At 65.3% G+C, this 17,058-nt stretch carries 13 protein-coding genes; 3 read left to right on the top strand and 10 right to left on the bottom strand.

Going from position 1 to position 17,058, the window contains the following annotated elements; all coding sequences use genetic code 11:
- Positions 1-331: 331 nt before the first annotated feature.
- Both KF688_15830 and KF688_15835 read right to left on the bottom strand, forming a co-directional pair.
- A complete protein-coding gene (locus tag KF688_15830; protein MBX3427147.1) occupies positions 332-760 on the bottom strand; it encodes a hypothetical protein in 429 nt (142 codons plus the stop codon).
- 42 nt (positions 761-802) lie between these two features.
- Positions 803-1,861 carry a DUF1559 domain-containing protein gene (locus KF688_15835; protein ID MBX3427148.1) on the bottom strand — a complete coding sequence of 353 codons (1,059 nt, stop codon included), beginning with the start codon at positions 1,859-1,861 and terminating at the stop codon, positions 803-805.
- Between the two features lie 676 nt (positions 1,862-2,537).
- Between KF688_15835 and KF688_15840 the strand changes: the two genes are divergently transcribed.
- On the top strand, positions 2,538-3,746 hold the full coding sequence (locus tag KF688_15840; protein ID MBX3427149.1) for a XylR family transcriptional regulator: 1,209 nt from the start codon (positions 2,538-2,540) through the stop codon (positions 3,744-3,746).
- Positions 3,747-3,779: 33 nt separating this feature from the next.
- Here the strand turns inward: KF688_15840 and KF688_15845 are convergent, their stop codons facing one another.
- The 6 genes from KF688_15845 to KF688_15870 all read right to left on the bottom strand — a co-directional run bounded on the left by KF688_15845 (position 3,780) and on the right by KF688_15870 (position 11,926).
- Positions 3,780-4,859: a mannonate dehydratase gene (locus KF688_15845; GenBank protein MBX3427150.1), complete on the bottom strand. Its 1,080-nt coding sequence runs from the start codon at positions 4,857-4,859 to the stop codon at positions 3,780-3,782.
- A gap of 90 nt (positions 4,860-4,949) precedes the next feature.
- Entirely contained in the window at positions 4,950-7,241 is a 2,292-nt protein-coding gene (locus KF688_15850; protein MBX3427151.1) for a glycoside hydrolase family 3 C-terminal domain-containing protein, read from the bottom strand.
- A gap of 85 nt (positions 7,242-7,326) precedes the next feature.
- Positions 7,327-8,916, bottom strand: a complete 1,590-nt coding sequence (locus KF688_15855; protein MBX3427152.1) for a glycoside hydrolase family 43 protein — start codon at positions 8,914-8,916, stop codon at positions 7,327-7,329.
- Positions 8,917-8,958: 42 nt separating this feature from the next.
- On the bottom strand, positions 8,959-10,110 hold the full coding sequence (locus KF688_15860) for an endo-1,4-beta-xylanase (protein ID MBX3427153.1): 1,152 nt from the start codon (positions 10,108-10,110) through the stop codon (positions 8,959-8,961).
- Positions 10,111-10,166: 56 nt separating this feature from the next.
- Positions 10,167-11,573, bottom strand: coding sequence for an MFS transporter (locus tag KF688_15865; GenBank protein ID MBX3427154.1), 1,407 nt, complete (start codon positions 11,571-11,573; stop codon positions 10,167-10,169).
- A gap of 194 nt (positions 11,574-11,767) precedes the next feature.
- On the bottom strand, positions 11,768-11,926 hold the full coding sequence (locus tag KF688_15870) for a hypothetical protein (GenBank protein MBX3427155.1): 159 nt from the start codon (positions 11,924-11,926) through the stop codon (positions 11,768-11,770).
- Between KF688_15870 and KF688_15875 the strand changes: the two genes are divergently transcribed.
- Positions 11,925-12,749 carry a glucose 1-dehydrogenase gene (locus KF688_15875; GenBank protein MBX3427156.1) on the top strand — a complete coding sequence of 275 codons (825 nt, stop codon included), beginning with the start codon at positions 11,925-11,927 and terminating at the stop codon, positions 12,747-12,749. The genes KF688_15870 and KF688_15875 overlap by 2 nt on opposite strands.
- Positions 12,750-13,184: 435 nt before the next feature.
- Positions 13,185-15,755: a hypothetical protein gene (locus tag KF688_15880; GenBank protein MBX3427157.1), complete on the top strand. Its 2,571-nt coding sequence runs from the start codon at positions 13,185-13,187 to the stop codon at positions 15,753-15,755.
- Positions 15,756-15,965: 210 nt separating this feature from the next.
- Here the strand turns inward: KF688_15880 and KF688_15885 are convergent, their stop codons facing one another.
- Both KF688_15885 and KF688_15890 read right to left on the bottom strand, forming a co-directional pair.
- Complete coding sequence (locus tag KF688_15885) at positions 15,966-16,397, bottom strand: universal stress protein (protein MBX3427158.1); 432 nt, start codon at positions 16,395-16,397, stop codon at positions 15,966-15,968.
- Positions 16,394-16,909 (bottom strand): CBS domain-containing protein, encoded by a 516-nt coding sequence (locus KF688_15890; protein MBX3427159.1) that lies wholly within the window; start codon positions 16,907-16,909, stop codon positions 16,394-16,396. Before KF688_15890 ends, KF688_15885 begins: the two co-directional genes overlap by 4 nt.
- Between the last annotated feature and the right edge of the window lie 149 nt (positions 16,910-17,058).

Here is a 17,058-nt window from a genome sequence, read left to right on the forward strand (position 1 = left end):
CATGCCAATCGCGGCGACGACGGCGCACGCCGCAAAACGAGCCCTCAGTCGTCGGAACACAAGTGCGGCAATATTGCCCTTCATCGTGGCGCCTTTCAGTGTTGAGATCGGGCGAGCGGTTTAGTAACGAGATGAGTTGCCAGCGCACTTCCGTGCCGTCCCGCTTGCGCGCGGGTCAGCAACGCGCTTCCAATGAGATCTGCCGAGAAGTCCGTTCATGAAAGTCCGAGAACCAGTTGCCGAATCTGACCGCGGCGAAGGAAGTCATTGACATCAGCGGACGCTTCGCTTGCGCGGCAGTCGCGATCGGGGCTCTGCAACTGCTCCTCGCCTATTTCTTCTTGGGGACGTCGAAGTTCAGTTCGATCGCGTCTTGGCCGGCCTCGACCACGAGCGGTTCCGTCGTAAAGTCCGCAGGCACCCGCTCCAAGTCTTGCGGCGATTTGGACGCATCGTTGGGATCAATGCACGAGACGCTGACGTGGTACCTGCCGGGCAGCAGTCCGTCTCCCGGCAGGTACGACCCGACCACGAACTTGCCGTCCGTCTTGAACGGCCCCGAACCGGGCCGGGCGGGGGTCGACGCCGAGGATTCAAAGGGAGAAAACGTGACATATCCCGGAAAGGGCCACGCCCCGCCGCCGTAGGTGACGCGACCGGCGACCGGAACCAGCGGCTTGTCGTTGCCGCCGCATCCCGCCGCTGCGGCCGCGGCGAACAACAAGGACCCTAATACAAGTTGGTTGGTTGTCTTGAGCACGAGGCGAACGATCAGGCAGGAAGGAAACGCATCCCAAACGCACTACTGCGACACGGCGCCGGATTCTCCGCCGGAAGTCGTGCCGAGAGCGTTGTACAGATAGTAGTCGATGTCCTCGCTCACAAAATGGACCGAAGCGTCCCCCATCAGCAGATGAGCGCCGGAAGGGTGATGGCTCTTGTACCCGCTATTGCGCCAGTAATCTTCGATGACGTTTTCGTTGAGCGCGTTGAACGTGATATGAGTCGAGGCAAAGACGATGACGTTGCTGAACAGGGCGTTGCGGTTGTTGTGAGCCGGGATTGTTTCTCCGGCCATGATGGTGTTCGAGACCCCGTCCTCGACCTGCCGGAGCGTCACCGCCACCGTGGTGCGGCCGAACATCCCGACAAACGCCCCGTCCTGACCGCAAGGGCCGCTTCGGCCGGCCGGATAACAGGGATTCGACTCCAAGGCGCCGGTGGTGGAACCGTAGTTGAGCCCCATGCACACCAGGCGCGCCTGCTCGAACGCCAACCTCGGCGGGCCTGCCGACACGTAACAACGGTCGGGTTGCGTCGGCCCCACCGAGGCGACGTACCAGTTGCCCTGCAGAGGGAACGGCGGTTGCGGCAGGAAGAAGCCCGAGCGATCGTACCGATCGTTGAACAGGGGCTGGCCCGCCACGGGGTCGCTCGGACACACGAACTGCGGCAACTTCAGGCCGTCAAGCGCAGCTCGATTGGCCGCGGAACTCGGCGCCCAGCTAATGTCGCCGACGCTCTTGGGAACCATGTCGAAGCTGGCAACGACCGCAGCCAGTTCCATGTACGGCATGATCTGCGTGACGTAGTTCCAGTGATTCACGGCGCCAGGCTTCATCAGCTCGTCGAACGACCTTCCGTTGTTCGGGTAAAACGCGCCGTAGGGCAACCTGCGGTTCGCGCTCTCGAAATTCGAAAAAGCGAGGCCGATTTGACGGAGGTTGTTGGCGCATTCCGAACGACGCGCCGCCTCACGCGCCGCCTGGATCGCCGGCAGCAACAGCGCGACCAAGACGCCGATAATGGCGATCACCACCAACAGCTCGACCAAAGTAAACGCCCGAGAAGTGCGTTTCATGATGCGCCGCTTTCCTGACGACTGCGAATGCGCAGTCCGCGTGAATAAGTCGGATCGGTGAATTGCGACGAGCAAAGCTTGGCAGCCCCGACGCGTCACCGAACGGATGATGAGAGGAACAAAGTTCGCGATTCCGGGTTGTCGGACGCCCCGCCGGCCGCGTTGAAGTCCGCGTTCGCCGGAAGCGTTCTGCAGGTCGCTCGAACTGCAATTTCAAATGTAACAACGACGGGCATCGGCGAAATTTTCAATTGCGCAAATCTGTTTCTGAATTGCGATCTTGCACACGACGACCGGGTGCGGGCTTGTGCCGCGCACGTTCGCCAGCGGCGAATCGCCCGGCCATGCGGTGCGCTCGACGCCGGACCTATGAGGCGACCAATCGCGTGGTTCCCTGAGGCAAACGCAGTTCGGTGCTGCACATTGCTCTCTTTTCCCATGCTGGTTGCGGAGCCGACGTCCGGCTTGAAAGGACTGGGAGAGAGCGAACCGGTCAGAAAGATCGTCGGTCGCAAATGCAATATGTTTTTGCACAATTACGACATTCTCCGTCGGCCTCGTCGCCGCAATTGCAGGTAAATTGTTGTGTGAATGGCGATCGACGGGTCCCGCGTCAGACGCGTTGCGAGAGTCGATCGTCCCGTCCTCTGTCTCCTCCTCGGCGCCCGTCGTCCCCATGCCTGAACAGCCTCGCGTCGCTCTGCTTGTCGAGACGGCCCGCGGATTCGGCCGCGATTTTCTTCGCGGCGTGGCCCGCTATGCGCAGCTTCACGGCCCGTGGAGCTTCCACATTACCGCGGGCGACTACCGCCACGCGGTGCCGAAGATGCGCACCTGGGGAGGGGCCGGCATCATCGCTCGCATTCCCGACGAGCAAACCGCTCGGGCGATTCTGGAAGCCAACGTCCCCACGGTCGCCCTAGGACTGACCGATCAACAAATGCAGCCCGACAGTCCGCTGGCCGCGTTCTCGGAGGTCAGTTCGGATCCGCGGCAGGTCGCGTCGATGGCGGCCGAGCATCTTCTGCAACGGCGATTCCAGCATTTCGCCTACGTGGGACTGGATGATCGGGCGTGGTCGCGACGTCGCGAGGTCGTTTTCGCGCAACTTTTGACGCAGGCAGGATACGGAGTCCACTCCTACAAGCAGCCGAAGCGCGCCCAGGATCGGGTTTGGGAGCGCGAACAAGCGATCCTCGCCCGCTGGCTGGACGATCTTCCCCGGCCGGTCGGACTGTTCGCCTGCAACGACGACCGTGGTCGCGAGGTGCTCGAAGCCTGCACGATCGCGGGGCTTCGGGTGCCCGAGGACGTCGCCGTCGTGGGCGTCGACAACGACGAGGTGTTTTGCGCGTTGGCCAATCCTCCGCTCTCCAGCGTGGCGCTGAACGCCGAGACGGCCGGCTATCGAGCCGCGGAACTGCTCGACGGCATGATGAGCGGCAAGGTCCGCAAGCCGAAGCGGATCGTCGTCGAGGCTTTGCACGTGGTGACGCGGCGGTCGTCCGACATTGTGGCGGTCGAGGACCCCGACGTCGCGGCCGCACTGCAGTTCATCCATCGCGAGAAGGGATGCAACATCTCGGTCGATTCGGTCGTCGAGGAGGTCGCGGTGTCGCGCCGGCATCTTGAGAAGCGATTCCGCGAGACGATCGGGCGGACGATCCTCGACGAAATCCAGCTCACGCGGCTCGAACGGGCGAAGCGACTGCTGTTGGAAACGACCTTTCCCGTGTCGAAGGTCGCCGATTTTTCGGGGTTCGGGACGGCGGCGTACTTCATCCAGTTCTTCCAACGGCGCGTCGGGGTCACGCCGCGGCGCTATCGTCAGGAACTCGGCTACACCGCCGGCGTCGCGCGCCCGCAGCCGCAGAACGCCCAGTAAGCTCGCAACCAGAGCGCGTCTTCCCAGCGGCGGCTACGGCGTGCGCTCGCCGGAAACGATCTGCAGAACGGCCCGGATATATCCCAACGCATACGCCATCCCCGCGTGCCACGGGGCGCTGCAGGCCATTTGCGGCGCGTGGTCGGGGATGACCACCCCGTTGAAGCCGTTCTCGTGAAGAATTCGCAGCACGCGGGCGAGGTTCACGTCGCCGTCGTCGACGAACGTCTCGCGGTAGTCGGGGACTTTGCCCGCGACGTTGCGCAGATGGACGTATCCGACGGCGCCTTGCCGGGCGTACTTGGCGACCGTTTCGTAAACGTCCCCCTCGGTCATCTCGGCGATGGTGCCGATGCAGAATTCCAGTTTGTTCGCCGGGCTGGGACGGCGGTCGAGAATCTGCTGGAACATGCGGGGCTGGAACACGAGTCGCGCCTGCCCGCGCATCGTCGGCATCGGCGGGTCGTCGGGGTGAGCCGCCAGGGCGACGCCCGCCTCCTCGGCCACGGGGAGCACCTCGTCCAGAAACTCGCCGTGCCGCCGCCACAGCGTCTCGTGGTCGACCGGCGGCACGAACCCCTCCGCTGCATGCGGGTCGACCACCATGTTCCACGCCATGCCGCGCGGCATCGGTTCGTCGTAAGGGCCGTCCATTCCCACCGACGTCGCCCCCCCGCGGGCAAAGGGCCCGGTCGTTCGCCCGCAGACTCCCGCGATGCTGAAGTTATATCCCATGATCGGGATGCCGGCCGCCCCGACGCGGCGGACCGTTTCCTTGACGTTCTCGTAGTGGACCGCTTTGCGCGGGCCGTCCAGCAGCACGTCGTGCCAGTGGGCGGGGTCGAAGTTCTCGATCGCTTCGAGTTCGAGTCCCGCGTCGTTCACCCGCCGTCGCATCTCGACGAGCTGCTCGACGGTCCACAAGACGTCCGGGTCGCCGGCCAAGCCCCATCCGCCGAGCGCCCCGGTCGGTTGGTTGTCGTGGGCGCCGTGATCCCCGCCGCGAAAGTAATCGACCAGATGCGCCACGATGTGCGTACACCCCGCCTGCCGGGCGAACTGCAAGTTCTCCGGCGTGAGCATGTGACGATAGAGACCGAGACCGAGATGCATGGAGGGGCGAGTGGCCAGGGGGAAGAGAGGTGAAGCTCGGCGGAGTGTCGCGCACGCCAATCGTCATGTCGCGTCGTTTGGCGGGGCGACTCAGCCTACGACCAGGGTCGTCGATTGCAGTTCGACGGAATTCGGGCCGACCATCACGGTGAACGCGCCCGGCTCGACGACGAACTGTTTGTCGATGTTCCAGAACGCCAGCCGGTCGGGGGTGAGGGGGAGCGCCACCGTGCGGGTCTCGCCGGGGGCGAGCGTGATCCGCTCGAACCCTTTGAGCTCCTTGACCGGCCGGGTCGACGAACTGACCTCGTCCCGGACGTACATTTGAACGACCTCGTCCCCGATGCACTTTCCGACGTTGGTCACGTCCACGAGCACGTGCGTCGACTCGCCCCGGGCGATTCGCGCTTTCTCTAACCGCGGCGGACTGAACTGAAACTGCGTGTAGCTGAGCCCGAAGCCGAAGGGGAACAACGGCGCCGTCGTGTCGAACAGGTACCCGCGCCGGGCCGAGGGGCGGTGGTTGTAGTACGCGGGAACGTGTCCCACGGAGCGGGGGAACGTGATCGACAGCTTTCCCCCCGGGCTGAAATCGCCGAACAACGCCTGGGCGACGGCGGGACCGGTTTCCTGGCCGAGGTACCAGCACTCGAAGATCGCGTCGGCCTTCTCCGCCAGATTGCGAATCGACAGAGGCCGGCCGTTGAACACGAGCGCCACAATCGGCTTGCCGAGTTCGGCGATTGCGTCGACCAGTTCGTCCTGCAGGCCGAGCAGATCGAGGTCGGTGCGATCGCCCATGTGGACCGCGTCCCACGCCTCTCGCGAGGTTTGTTCATTCCCCCCGAGGGCGAGGACGACGACGTCGGCCCGGCGCGCAAGCTCGACCGCCTCGGCGATCGTGCGACGATCCTCGACCGGGTCGTTCGGGACGACCTCGTCCTGCCACCACGAACCTCCGATCGTGATCTTGCAGCCTTCGTGATAGAGGACGTCGACCGCGTCGCCGACCCGCTCGCGGATCCCCGACAGCACCGTCGAACTCCGCTTCGGTTGGCCGCTGTAGCCCCCTAACAGCTCGCGATCGGCGTTGGGGCCGATCACGGCGATTGTCCGCACCGTCTCGGCCGACAGGGGAGCGACGCTTCCTTCGTTCTTGAGCAGCGTGATCGTTTTCTTGGCCGCTTCGAGCGCCAGCGCCGCATGCTCAGGGCGTCCGACGACTCGTTCGGCTTCGGCCGGATCAACGTACGGGTCCTCGAACAAGCCGAGCTGAAACTTCTGGGCCAACAGCGGGGCGACCAGCGCGTCGAGTTCCGCTTCGGCGAGCGTTCCCTCCTCAACCAACTCGACAAGATGTTGATAGCAATCGGGCTCGGGGAGTTCGATGTTCACTCCTGCGCGCACGGCCAACAGGGCCGCTCCTTTGCCGTCATCGGCTAGGTGATGCCCGTACAACCCGGGCCGATCGGCCAATTCGCGGATCGCGTAGTAGTCGGAGACCACGGTCCCGGCGAATCCCCACTCGCCGCGGAGAACGTCGCGCAGCAGCCAGCGGTTGGCGTGCGAGGGGACGCCGTCGATCTCGTTGTACGAGGCCATCACGCTCATCGCCCCGGCTCGCTTGAGGACGGTCTGGAACGGTGCGAGAAACGTCTCGCGAAGTACGCGCTCCGAGACGCTCACCGGGGCGCAGTTCGTGCCTGATTCGGGCTGTCCGTGGGCGGCGAAGTGCTTGAGCGTGGCGACGACCCGCGACTTGTCTTGGAAGGCGCGATCCCCCTGGAATCCCTGCACGGCGGCGACCCCCAACTCGCCGACGAGATACGGATCCTCGCCGAACGTCTCCTCGACGCGTCCCCACCGCGGGTCGCGAGCGACGTCGACGACGGGGGTGAGGGCCTGATGGGCTCCGCGGACGCGAGCCTCGAGCGCCGTCATGGCGTAGAGCCGCTCGACCAGATCGGGGTCGAACGTGGCGCCCAGTCCGATCGGCTGCGGGAAGCTGGTCGAGTCAATCGCCGCTTGGCCGTGGAGGCACTCTTCGTGGAAGAAGACGGGGATCCCCAGCCGGCTGTTCTCGATGAAGAACTTCTGAATCGCGTTAGTCAATTCGGCGGTTTGCCGGGGCCCGAGTCCGCCGGCGGAGTCGCTGGGTCGTCCCACCTGCCCCAGCCCGTGTCCGTGCCCGAATCGCGCGCGGGCCTTCGCCTCGTCGAACTCGCCGGCCTCATCGACCAGACAGTCGGCTTTCTCGCGCCAGACGCAGGTCATCTGCGCGGCCTTCTCTTCCAGCGTCATCCGCGACAGTAGATCGGCGACGCGCTCGGCGACGGGGAGCGAAGCATTACGAAACGGGACGATTTCGAGCACGGCGGACATGGCGGATTCAGGGCACGGGAGAGGATGCGCAAGGCGCGAGGATGCCAACACGATAGACGATCGAGACCGGCGGGTCGCCGTAGGATCAACGCTCGACGACCTCGAAATCAAACCAATCGAAATCAGCGGGCGTCGATGCCCGCTGGCCGGGGCCCGCGGCGAACATGCCGAGGTAAACGCCGGTGAAGCCGCCGATCCGCTCGCTGGACAGGTCCTGCGGCGAGGCGCCGCCCAGCGGCAACGCTTCTCCCCCCGCGGTGATGCAGAAGAACTGGTACTCCGTGGGCGACGCGATGACCTTGAGCACGACGTCTCCCGGCGGCAGAGGGCGGAGCTCCACCGGCCCGACAACCTCTCCTTTGAGCACCCGGCGGAGCGTCGCCGTGCGGCCGCCGTCGCGACGGGTCACGACCAACGCGTAGTAGTTCGCATCGTTGCCGCGCACGACGAGGCCCGCTTCTTCGCCGTCGCTCTGCGGATCGAACGACAGCTTCGTCTGCACGATGCAAGCGAGGGCCGTTTGCCGGCGCCCGACGAACGCCGGCGAGTCCTGCGCCCCGAGCGGGACCGCCGAGCCGTGCAGCCGGAGATACCCAGGGCGCTCGCTCAGCGACCAATCCTCGGCGCGGGGATTGCGGAGAAAGTTCCAGGCGAAGTCGAGTTTCGGGGCCTCGAACTCGTCGCGCTGCGGCAGCGTCGGCCAGGGGTGCGGCGGCAGCGCGGGGGCCGGGGTCTCGATCTCCATCTTTCCCGCCGTACCGATCGTCGGCCAGCCGTCGTCGTCCCAGACGACCGGGGCGAGGAACGTCTCGCGGCCCAGGTGGTGCACCCGGCCTCCCTGCGGGCGGATGCCCAGGAATACGGTCCACCACCCGGCGGGGGTCTCGACGAAGTCCGCGTGTCCCAGCGCCTGCACGGGATGTTCGGGCCGATCGACATGCGTCAAGATCGGGTTGCGGGGACACGACTCGTACGGTCCCCAGGGCGACTTGCTGCGAGCGATCGTCACCGCGTGGTTGAAGCTCGTTCCCCCCTCGGCGATCAGCACGTAGTACCACCCGTCGCGCTTGTAGAGGTGCGGTCCCTCGGCCCACACGCCCCCCGTGCCGCGCCAGATTTCCTTCATCTCGCCCACGAGCTTGCCCGCGGCGAGGTCGAGCTGCTGCAGTCCGATGTATCCGTCCCCTCCGCCGACATGCCGCATGTAGTAGACGGTCCCGTCGTCGTCGAAGAAGAGCGAGGGGTCGATTCCCTCGCGATCGAGCCAAACGGGCTCGGACCACGGCCCGGCCGGGTCGGTCGCCGTGCAGAAGAAATTGCCTCCGCCCCAGACGTTGGTCGTAACCAGATAGAACACGCCGTCGTGATGGCGGATCGTCGGCGCGAAGATTCCCGCAGAGGGACGCATCTTCTCCAGGTTCAACTGCGACGGGCGATCGAGACAGTGCCCGATTTGTCGCCAGTGGACGAGATCGCGGCTGTGAAAGATCGGCGCCCCGGGAAAGTACTCGAACGTGCTGTGGACGAGGTAGTAGTCGTCGCCGGCGCGACAGACGCTCGGGTCGGGATAGAACCCCGCTTGAATCGGATTCTGAAACGTCGGCTCGGCCCCGCGGGAGGCGCCCGTCACGGCGAGGCAGGCGAACCAACCAGCGATGGCGATTGTGCGGAACACCGAGTCGTCACTCCCTTCTTAAGCAAGTCGGCGAGTCGCAGATTACTCCCCCGCGGCGACTCGCAGCAGTGCGGCGTACGCCGGCTTTGGCTGCAACTTGCGATCGAACAACAGCGGATAGTTCTTCCGCCCGGGGGGGCGATTGTTGAGCCACGAATGGCCGTCGTGGACCCCCCAGAACGTGACGCGCGACAGCTTGTCCTTGTGCTTCCTCAGCACGCGGAAGATCTCGGCGTACCGCTGGGCCAGCGCCGCTTCCAGTTCGGGGGGGAGTCCGTCGGGATAGGGATTCGCCCGCGTCGCGCCCGGAATGTCGCTGATCTCGGCGCCGGTGTTCTCCGACTTGTCGCGCACGACGTTAATGTCGAGCTCGGTCACCATGAGCTTGACCCCCAGCTTGCCGTACTCGACGAGCATGTGGTCGATCTCATCGAGGCTGGGGTAATCCATCCCCCAATGTCCTTGCAGGCCGACGCCGTCGATCCGCACCCCTTTCGCCTGAAGCGAGGTCACCAATTCCGAGATCGCCCGGATCTTTCCCGGATACCACTCGTTGTAGTCGTTGTAGTAGAGTTCGGCCTCGGGATCGGCTTCGTGCGCCATGCGGAAGGCTTGCTCGATGAAATCGTCGCCGATCGCGGCATGCCACGGCGAGCCGGGCGCCCGACCGGGCCCGCCGGGGGCCGTGCCGGTGCGCCAGTCCCCGTTTTCGAGGATTGCCTCGTTGACGACGTCCCAGCCGTGGACGCGCCCCTGGTAGCGTCCGACGACCGCGTCGATGTGCGTCTTCATCCGCTCAATCGCCGTTTCGCGATCGAGCGCCCCGCCGTCCTTTCCCGCAAAGACCCACCCCGGGGTTTGGCTGTGCCACACCAGCGTATGCCCCACGACGAACATCTCGTGTTCCTCGGCCCAATCGACGTATTGATCGGCCGGTCCCCAGTTGTAGCGCTCGGGGTCCGGGTGAACCTCGGCCCATTTGAGCAAGTTCTCGGGGGTCACGGTGTTGTACTCCCGCGCGACCAGCTCCAGGGCGGCCGGTTCTCGCCCCAGAACATGCTGCGTCCCCAGCGCGGCGCCGACGAGGAAATCGTCGCGAAACGCGTCCTTGAGCGCCGGCGGTTCGGCGACGACGGCCGTCGACGCGCAGCAGACAAACGCAAGAGCGGCGGCAGGAAGCAGCAAGGCGTGCATCGTATCAACTCCGTAGCGAGGTCCGTTGTGAAAGACCGACCGCAGGCTTCTCGGCGTCAAGCGTTTGCGGCACGTCGCGCGGTCAACTCGTCGTGCATGTCATGTTCGGCTTGGCGGTCGATTTGGTAGTACAGCAGGCAGACCGCCGCGGCGAAGAACGCCAGCGCGGGGTACAGACTCATGACTTTTGCGATTCCCGCCTTGGCCAACGGGGTTTGGACGCCGTCGGAGACGTAGCCGTGCATGGCCAGGATGTAGCCCTGCAGCGCTCCTCCCAGGCTCAGACCGAGTTTCAGGGCGAACACGGTCGCGGCGAAGGTCATGGCCGTCGCCCGGCGATTGTGCTTCCACTCGGTGAAATCGGCGACGTCGGCCATCATCGCCCACAACAGCGGCACGCTGATCCCGTAAATGAACTGCATCAGGTACTGCACGGCGAACATCGCCTCGGTGGCGGTCGGGGGGAGCAGATAAAACGCCGTGATGCCGACGGCCGAGAGGAAGATGCTCGTGCGGAAGACGTTGCGCTTGCCAAATCGCATTGCCAGCGGCTTCGAGAGGAGCACGCCGACGATCGTCAGCGCCGTGCTGATGCCGTTGAACCAGCCGACGAGTTTGTCGGTTCGCAGGGACGTTCCGAAGATCTCGGTTCGCTCGAGATAGTAGTTGAAATAGGGGACGGTCGATCCGCCGCGCATCGCCAGAGCGATGAAAATGAGCACCGTCGCCGCCGCCAGGACGACCCAATTGCGATTGCCCGCCAGGTCGCGAAGATCGGTCCCCAGCGACGACTTCTGTTGAGCCGTGGGAACGATCCGCTCTTTGGTCGTCAGGAACGTGATGACAAAGAACAGAGCCGCCAGCGCAGCCCAGATCGCGATGGTGATTTGGTAGCCCCGCGCCGGATCGACGACTGTGCCGTCCTCGGCCGTTCCTCCGAAACGGGCGACGAGCGTCATGGTGTAGGCCCCGACGAGAAACTGCGCGGTCATCGCCATGACAAATCGCCATTGGACCAGTTTGGCCCGTTCGGCGATGTCGCCCGTCATGACCCCGGTCAGGGCCGAGTAGGGGACGTTGTTCACCGTGTACATCATCATGAGGGCGTTGTAGGTGACGACCGCCCAGATGATCTTGCCGGTGTGCCCCAAGTCCGGGGCCGTGTACGCCAGCACGAACAGCACGGCGAAAGGAAACGCCGAAGCGAGAATCCAAGGCCGAAACTTGCCCCACCGGGTCTCGGTGCGGTCGGCCAATCCCCCGATGATCGGGTCGTTGATCGCGTCCCACAGTCGCGACGCCCAAAAGATCGTGCCGACCGTGAAGGCGCTCAACTTGAGCACGTTCGTGTAGAAATCGAACAGAAACATCATCTGCGTCATGAACACGAAGTTCGCGGCGCAGTCGCCCAGGCCGTAGCCGATCTTCTCCGAAATCGGCAACCGCTCGTTCTCGGCCGACATCGCTGTTTCCTTATCGCGTCTGCAAGGGCGACGCTCTGACTGAGAAGAGCAATCGCCTCCCGTGGCCGAGGCCCGGAGGGGTGACGTTCCGAGTATTATCGAGCGAATCCACTTCGCCCATATGTAATCGCGAAGAAAAGTTTTCGTATTGCGTCTGCAAATTGCCCTTTCTTCCCTTAGTGACGATGATGCCTTCACGGGCTCGATGAACCGGACGGTCCGGGGCAGTCGTCAATCCCGCCGAGGCGCGGCACGTTCTGCGACTCGTACGTTGTTCCCGCCTCCTGTTGGATCGCCGACGGTGCGAACCGAATTCGGTCGTGCTTGTCGCTGGTCGCGATTCGCTCCTTCATGAAATCACCGCTTGCAGTATCGACGAACACGGCCGCCAGCGGACCGGAAACCAACGGCCGGAGCGACGCGGGGCCCTTTTCGCTCGTCGGCGAAACGGCGGTGGTGACCGGCGGCGGCACCGGGTTGGGATTGGGGATTGCACGGGCCTTCGTCGCCGCGGGGGCGCAGGTCGTACTTGTCGGCCGCCGCGCTGAGATTCTTTCTCAATCGGCCGCCGATCTTGGCGAGAACGCGACTTGGGAAGTCCACGACGTCACGCTCCACGAGGAGCACGGCGAGCTCGTTCAGCGGATCGTCGACCGCGTCGGTTCGCCGACGATTTTGGTCAACAACGCCGGCATCCATCTCAAGAAGCTGGCCGTCGAGATGTCGGCCGCCGAGTTCGCCGAAGTGCTGCAGACCAACCTCATCGGCGCCTTCAGCATGAGCCAGGCCGTGCTGCCGGGCATGATCCAGCGCGGGCGGGGGAACGTGTTGTTCGTGGCCTCGATGGCGTCGTTGATCGGGCTGCCAAAGGTGTCCGCCTATTCCGCGGCGAAGGCGGGGATCGTGGGGTTAGTCCGATCGCTGGCCGCCGAGGCCTCGCCCGGCGGGGTCCGAGTCAACGCCATCGCCCCGGGGTGGATCGAGTCGGATATGCTCCGCAACTCGATGAGCGGCGACCCGGAACGAGAAGCGAAGGTCATCGCCCGCACGCCGCTGAACCGGTTTGGCGCCCCCGAGGACGTCGGCTTGGCCGCGACCTTCCTTTGCTCCACGGCCGCTAAGTTTATCACGGGCGTCGTGCTCCCCGTCGACGGCGGGGCGAGCATTGGGTTCTGAGGCAGGGGCTCGAGATGGGCGAGCCTCGGCCTGACTGGCTCGGCGGAGCCTCGTCCGCTCTGACGAGCCAGCCTCGTCGGTTGGGGGCAGAATCGCGATCGCGTATCTTAAGGGATCGCCGACGTCCTCGTCAGCCGCTTCCGTCACCCCTCCTCGCACGCCATTCTCCTGATGAATTCTTACGCTCGCGCGGGCCGTCGATTTGGCGAGAGAGTTGCGAAGCTCTTTGTCTGGGAACAGATCTCACGCAGAGGCGCAGAGTGCGCAGGCGCCGTCCCGAGAAGCGTCCGGAAATCGAGGCCGCCGGCTCCATCGCCAAGGCGTATCTCGCGCCAGGCGTTCGGCGGCATGAGGCGACCTCTGCAAGCCCAGTCCCGCATGCCGCACAGTTCTGCGACCACTGTGCCTGTGCATGCGACTAGGCTTGAGTCGAGCGTGGTCGATCGCGCATGTCTGTGGCGTCGATTCGCGCTTGTCGTCGGTTGGCTCTTGTGCGTTGCAGCAGACCCCGCCCCGACTTTCGCCGAGACGGGTTACGACGGCTGGCTGCGCTATTCCCCGTTGCCGACCGACCGATTGGAGCGCGTGCGCGCCGAGTTGCCTGCTGTGATCGTGGCGCCCGGGGACTCGCCCGTCGTGGTCGCCGCCGCCGAGGAGTTGGTCCGCGGGTTTCGCGGAATGACCGGCCGCGTGCTGCGCATCTCCGCAGAAGGCCCCGTCGGAGAGGCCGCCATCGTGCTGTCGCGGCTGCCTGACGTCGACCTGCAGGGGTCGCAGTCAGGCAACGCTCCGCGCCGACGGACCTCCGTCGAAGGGTTCAGCATCGACGCTGGCCATTACCACGGACAGCCGGCGATCTTCGTTCATTCGAGCTCTGACCGCGGGCTGTTGTACGGCGCGTTTGCGTTGCTGCGGCACGTGGCGCTCGAGGGGACGCTGGCCGACGTCGCCCTCATGGAGACTCCTTGCGCCCCCGTGCGAATCGTCAACCAGTGGGACAATCTCGACGGCTCGATCGAGCGCGGATACGGCGGGCGTTCGATCTTCTGGGAGAACGACCACGTCGCGACCGATTTGACGCGGATCGGCGACTACGCCCGCTTGCTCGCTTCCGTAGGGATCAACGGCTGCTCGATCAACAACGTCAACGCGGACCCGCGCGTCATCTCCGCGGAGTACCTTCCCGAGGTCGCTCGGATCGCCGCGGCGATGCGTCCCTGGGGGGTGCAGGTCTATCTGTCGCTCAGCTTCGCAACTCCCCGCGAAGTCGGGGGCGCGACAACCTTCGACCCGCTCGACCCCGTCGCGGTCGCCTACTGGAAGGATGCGATCGACGCCGTCTATCGCGCGGTCCCCGACCTGGGGGGCTTTGTCCTCAAGGCCGACTCCGAGGGGCGGCTCGGTCCGTCGCAATACAACCGCAGCCACGCCGACGCGGCCAACGTGATCGCCCGCGCCGCCCAGCCGCACGGGGGCGTGCTGTTCTACCGCGGATTCGTCTACGACCACCGGATGGATTGGCGCGACCTGTCGCTCGATCGAGCCCGAGCCGCGTACGAGAACTTCCGCCCGCTCGACGGCCAGTTCGAGAACAACGTCGTCATTCAAGTGAAACACGGGCCGATCGATTTCCAAGTTCGCGAACCCCCCTCGTCCTTGTTCAGCGGACTGGAAAAGACGAATCTCGCGATCGAGCTGATGGTGTCGCAGGAGTACCTTGGTCAGCAGAAGCACCTGGTTTACCAGCCGACGATGTGGAATTGGGTGCTCGACTACGACTTGCAGGCCGGACCCGCGGACGATCCTGCCGGGACGCCGGTGAAGGAACTGGTCGCAGGGCGCACGTTCGGGCGCCCGCTGGGCGGATTCGTCGGCGTGGCGAATGTCGGCCGCGATGCGAACTGGCTCGGCCATCATCTGGCCATGGCCAATCTGTACGGCTTCGGTCGGCTGGCCTGGAACGCCGATCTCTCCGCAGAGTCGATCGCGCGCGAGTGGACCGGACTGACCTTCGGAACCGACGAAGAGGTCCTCGAGACGATCGTCGGCCTATTGATGCGGTCGTGGGCGATCTACGAAAGTTACACTGGCCCGCTGGGAATCGGCACGCTGACCGACATTATTCACATCCATTTCGGCCCTGGGCCCGAATCGAGCGAGTACAACGGCTGGGGGCAGTGGCATCGGGCCAGCGACACGGGCGTCGGCATGAACCGCACCGTGGCGACCGGCACGGGCTTCATCGGCCAGTACCGGCCGCGCGTGGCCGCGGAGTTCGAGTCGCTCGACACGTGCCCTGACGATCTGCTGCTGTTTATGCACCATGTGCCGTACGTTCACAGACTCGCCAGCGGCAAGACGGTCATCCAGCACTTCTACGACGAGCACTACGCCGGCGCCGAAGCGGCGGCCGAAGCGGCTGAGATCTGGCGGACTCTCGCCGGCCGCGTCGACGAGCAGCGACATCGCGAGGTGCAGGCCCGCATGGACTTTCAAGCGGGGCACGCGGTCGTGTGGCGGGACGCGATCTGCCGTTGGTTCCACAAAAAGTCGGGCGTCGACGACGAGCAGGGGCGAGTCGGCGTCTACCCAGGCCGCCAAGAGGTCGAGGACGCGGATCTGGTCGGGTACAAGCCGACCCCGATCGCTCCCTGGGAAGCGGCCTCGGGGAGCAGTTCGGCCCAGCTCCCCGCCGGCGCCGCTCGCGGCACGGCGACGTTCCGCTTCGTCGGCGAGCCCGGCTGGTACGACGTGCGGGTCCAGTACTTCGACGAGGAGGACGGCGTGAGCCGCTTCCGCGTGCGGCTAGGCGAGCAGTTGCTGGACGAGTGGCTGGCCGACGACCACGTGCCGACGCCGACCACGAAGCCCGATTCCCACTCGTCGACCCGCCGCACGATCCGCGGCGTGCCGCTGCGGCCCGGAGACGCGATTGTCGTCGAGGGAGAAGCCGACGCCGACGAACGGGCGGGGATCGACTACGTCGAGTTCGTTGCCGCGGAGTGATCGGGGGCGCCTCGTACTTTGTCACAGATCGAAATGGTCGACCTGACAAAGCTCTCGAGCGTTGATTGACGTCTTGCGCAAAGGCGCGAGGCGAATCGCAATCGTCCTATCTGACGAGCACGCGCCGTGCGAGTCGGCAGACTCCAATCCCCTTTGCGGCTTCGCGCGGGTGCGCGAGATTCCGCCCCGATGTGCGGCGATCAGTCAGCGCTAACTCTTCAGCACCAACACCGGGCAGTGGGCGAAACGTACGACGCGTTCAGCGACCGAGCCCATGACAATGTGCGAAAAGCCGGTGCGGCCGTGCGAGGGCATGACGATCAGCCCGGCCTTCAACTCCTGGGCGAAGTCGGAGATCTCGTGGGCCGGTTCGCCGAAGCGGACGGCGAACTGCATCCCTTTGTACCGTTCGTCGTGGTATCGTTCGTTGAACACTTCGCGCAGCCGGCCGAGGCGATCCTGATCGCTGACCATATCCCACACGACCCCGGGCTCGAAAGCCGCCAGCGGGGGCGCCACGTGCAGTGCCGTCACAAATTCGGGCGACTTGGCCAGACTCAGCGCGAACAGCACGCCGCGATCCGCCTCCTCAGTAAAGTCAATCGGCGCGACAATCGGATGCTCGGACAATTGCGTGATCATCGGATCCTCTTGGCCTGCCGGCCGGTTGCGTCGCGCGAGAGCTCTTGCCGTTCCTCGTCGGCGGCGGCCAGCACTGCGGCGACTATGTCGAGCGTGGTGAGCACGCCCGCGGGGGCCCCGCGCTCGTCGAGCGCCACGACGCGGTGAATATGCTCCAGACACATGACGCGGGCTGCATGCATGAGCGATGCGCCGGCGTCGATCGATTGGACGGCGGTGCTCATCATCTTGCGGACCGGGGTGAAGTCCTCGGCGGCCCAAGCCGAGCCGGGGGCGCCCTGCAGTCGGCAGGCGCGGGCCGTCTCGGACAGATAGTCGCGCGAGCTGAGCATGCCGACGCATCGGCCCGCCTCGTCGACGACCGGGGCTCCTGACGTCCCCGCGGCCACCAGCCGCGCGGCTGCCTCGCACGCGGTGTCGGATTGGGGGATCGACACGACGCTGCGTTGCATGACGTCGCACACGCGGAGGCCGCGGAGGCGGTCCATCGGATCGCAAGTAGCGGAGTTCATGAGTGGCGTGATGAGCAGAGGAGATGGGGCGAAAAGTCAGAAGCGGTCGGCCTCGTACGCGTCCGGGCGTCCGGGGTAATTATTGCAGGGCGTCGCCCGGCAGGGGACGCCAGTGCGCCAACTCCTCGGAACCCGTCGCGTTCGTCGCC

This window comes from Pirellulales bacterium, from assembly GCA_019636345.1.
GTDB lineage: Bacteria > Planctomycetota > Planctomycetia > Pirellulales > Lacipirellulaceae.

What these genes read in the sequence shown, in the direction of transcription:
- KF688_15885 (MBX3427158.1), bottom strand. Translation starts at nt 16,397, where the DNA reads ATGATCACGCAATTGTCCGAGCATCCGATTGTCGCGCCGATTGACTTT.
- KF688_15850 (MBX3427151.1), bottom strand. Translation starts at nt 7,241, where the DNA reads ATGTCCGCCGTGCTCGAAATCGTCCCGTTTCGTAATGCTTCGCTCCCC.
- KF688_15890 (MBX3427159.1), bottom strand. Translation starts at nt 16,909, where the DNA reads ATGAACTCCGCTACTTGCGATCCGATGGACCGCCTCCGCGGCCTCCGC.
- KF688_15870 (MBX3427155.1), bottom strand. Translation starts at nt 11,926, where the DNA reads ATGAAGGAGCGAATCGCGACCAGCGACAAGCACGACCGAATTCGGTTC.
- KF688_15840 (MBX3427149.1), top strand. Translation starts at nt 2,538, where the DNA reads ATGCCTGAACAGCCTCGCGTCGCTCTGCTTGTCGAGACGGCCCGCGGA.
- KF688_15860 (MBX3427153.1), bottom strand. Translation starts at nt 10,110, where the DNA reads ATGCACGCCTTGCTGCTTCCTGCCGCCGCTCTTGCGTTTGTCTGCTGC.
- KF688_15865 (MBX3427154.1), bottom strand. Translation starts at nt 11,573, where the DNA reads ATGTCGGCCGAGAACGAGCGGTTGCCGATTTCGGAGAAGATCGGCTAC.
- KF688_15875 (MBX3427156.1), top strand. Translation starts at nt 11,925, where the DNA reads ATGAAATCACCGCTTGCAGTATCGACGAACACGGCCGCCAGCGGACCG.
- KF688_15845 (MBX3427150.1), bottom strand. Translation starts at nt 4,859, where the DNA reads ATGCATCTCGGTCTCGGTCTCTATCGTCACATGCTCACGCCGGAGAAC.
- KF688_15835 (MBX3427148.1), bottom strand. Translation starts at nt 1,861, where the DNA reads ATGAAACGCACTTCTCGGGCGTTTACTTTGGTCGAGCTGTTGGTGGTG.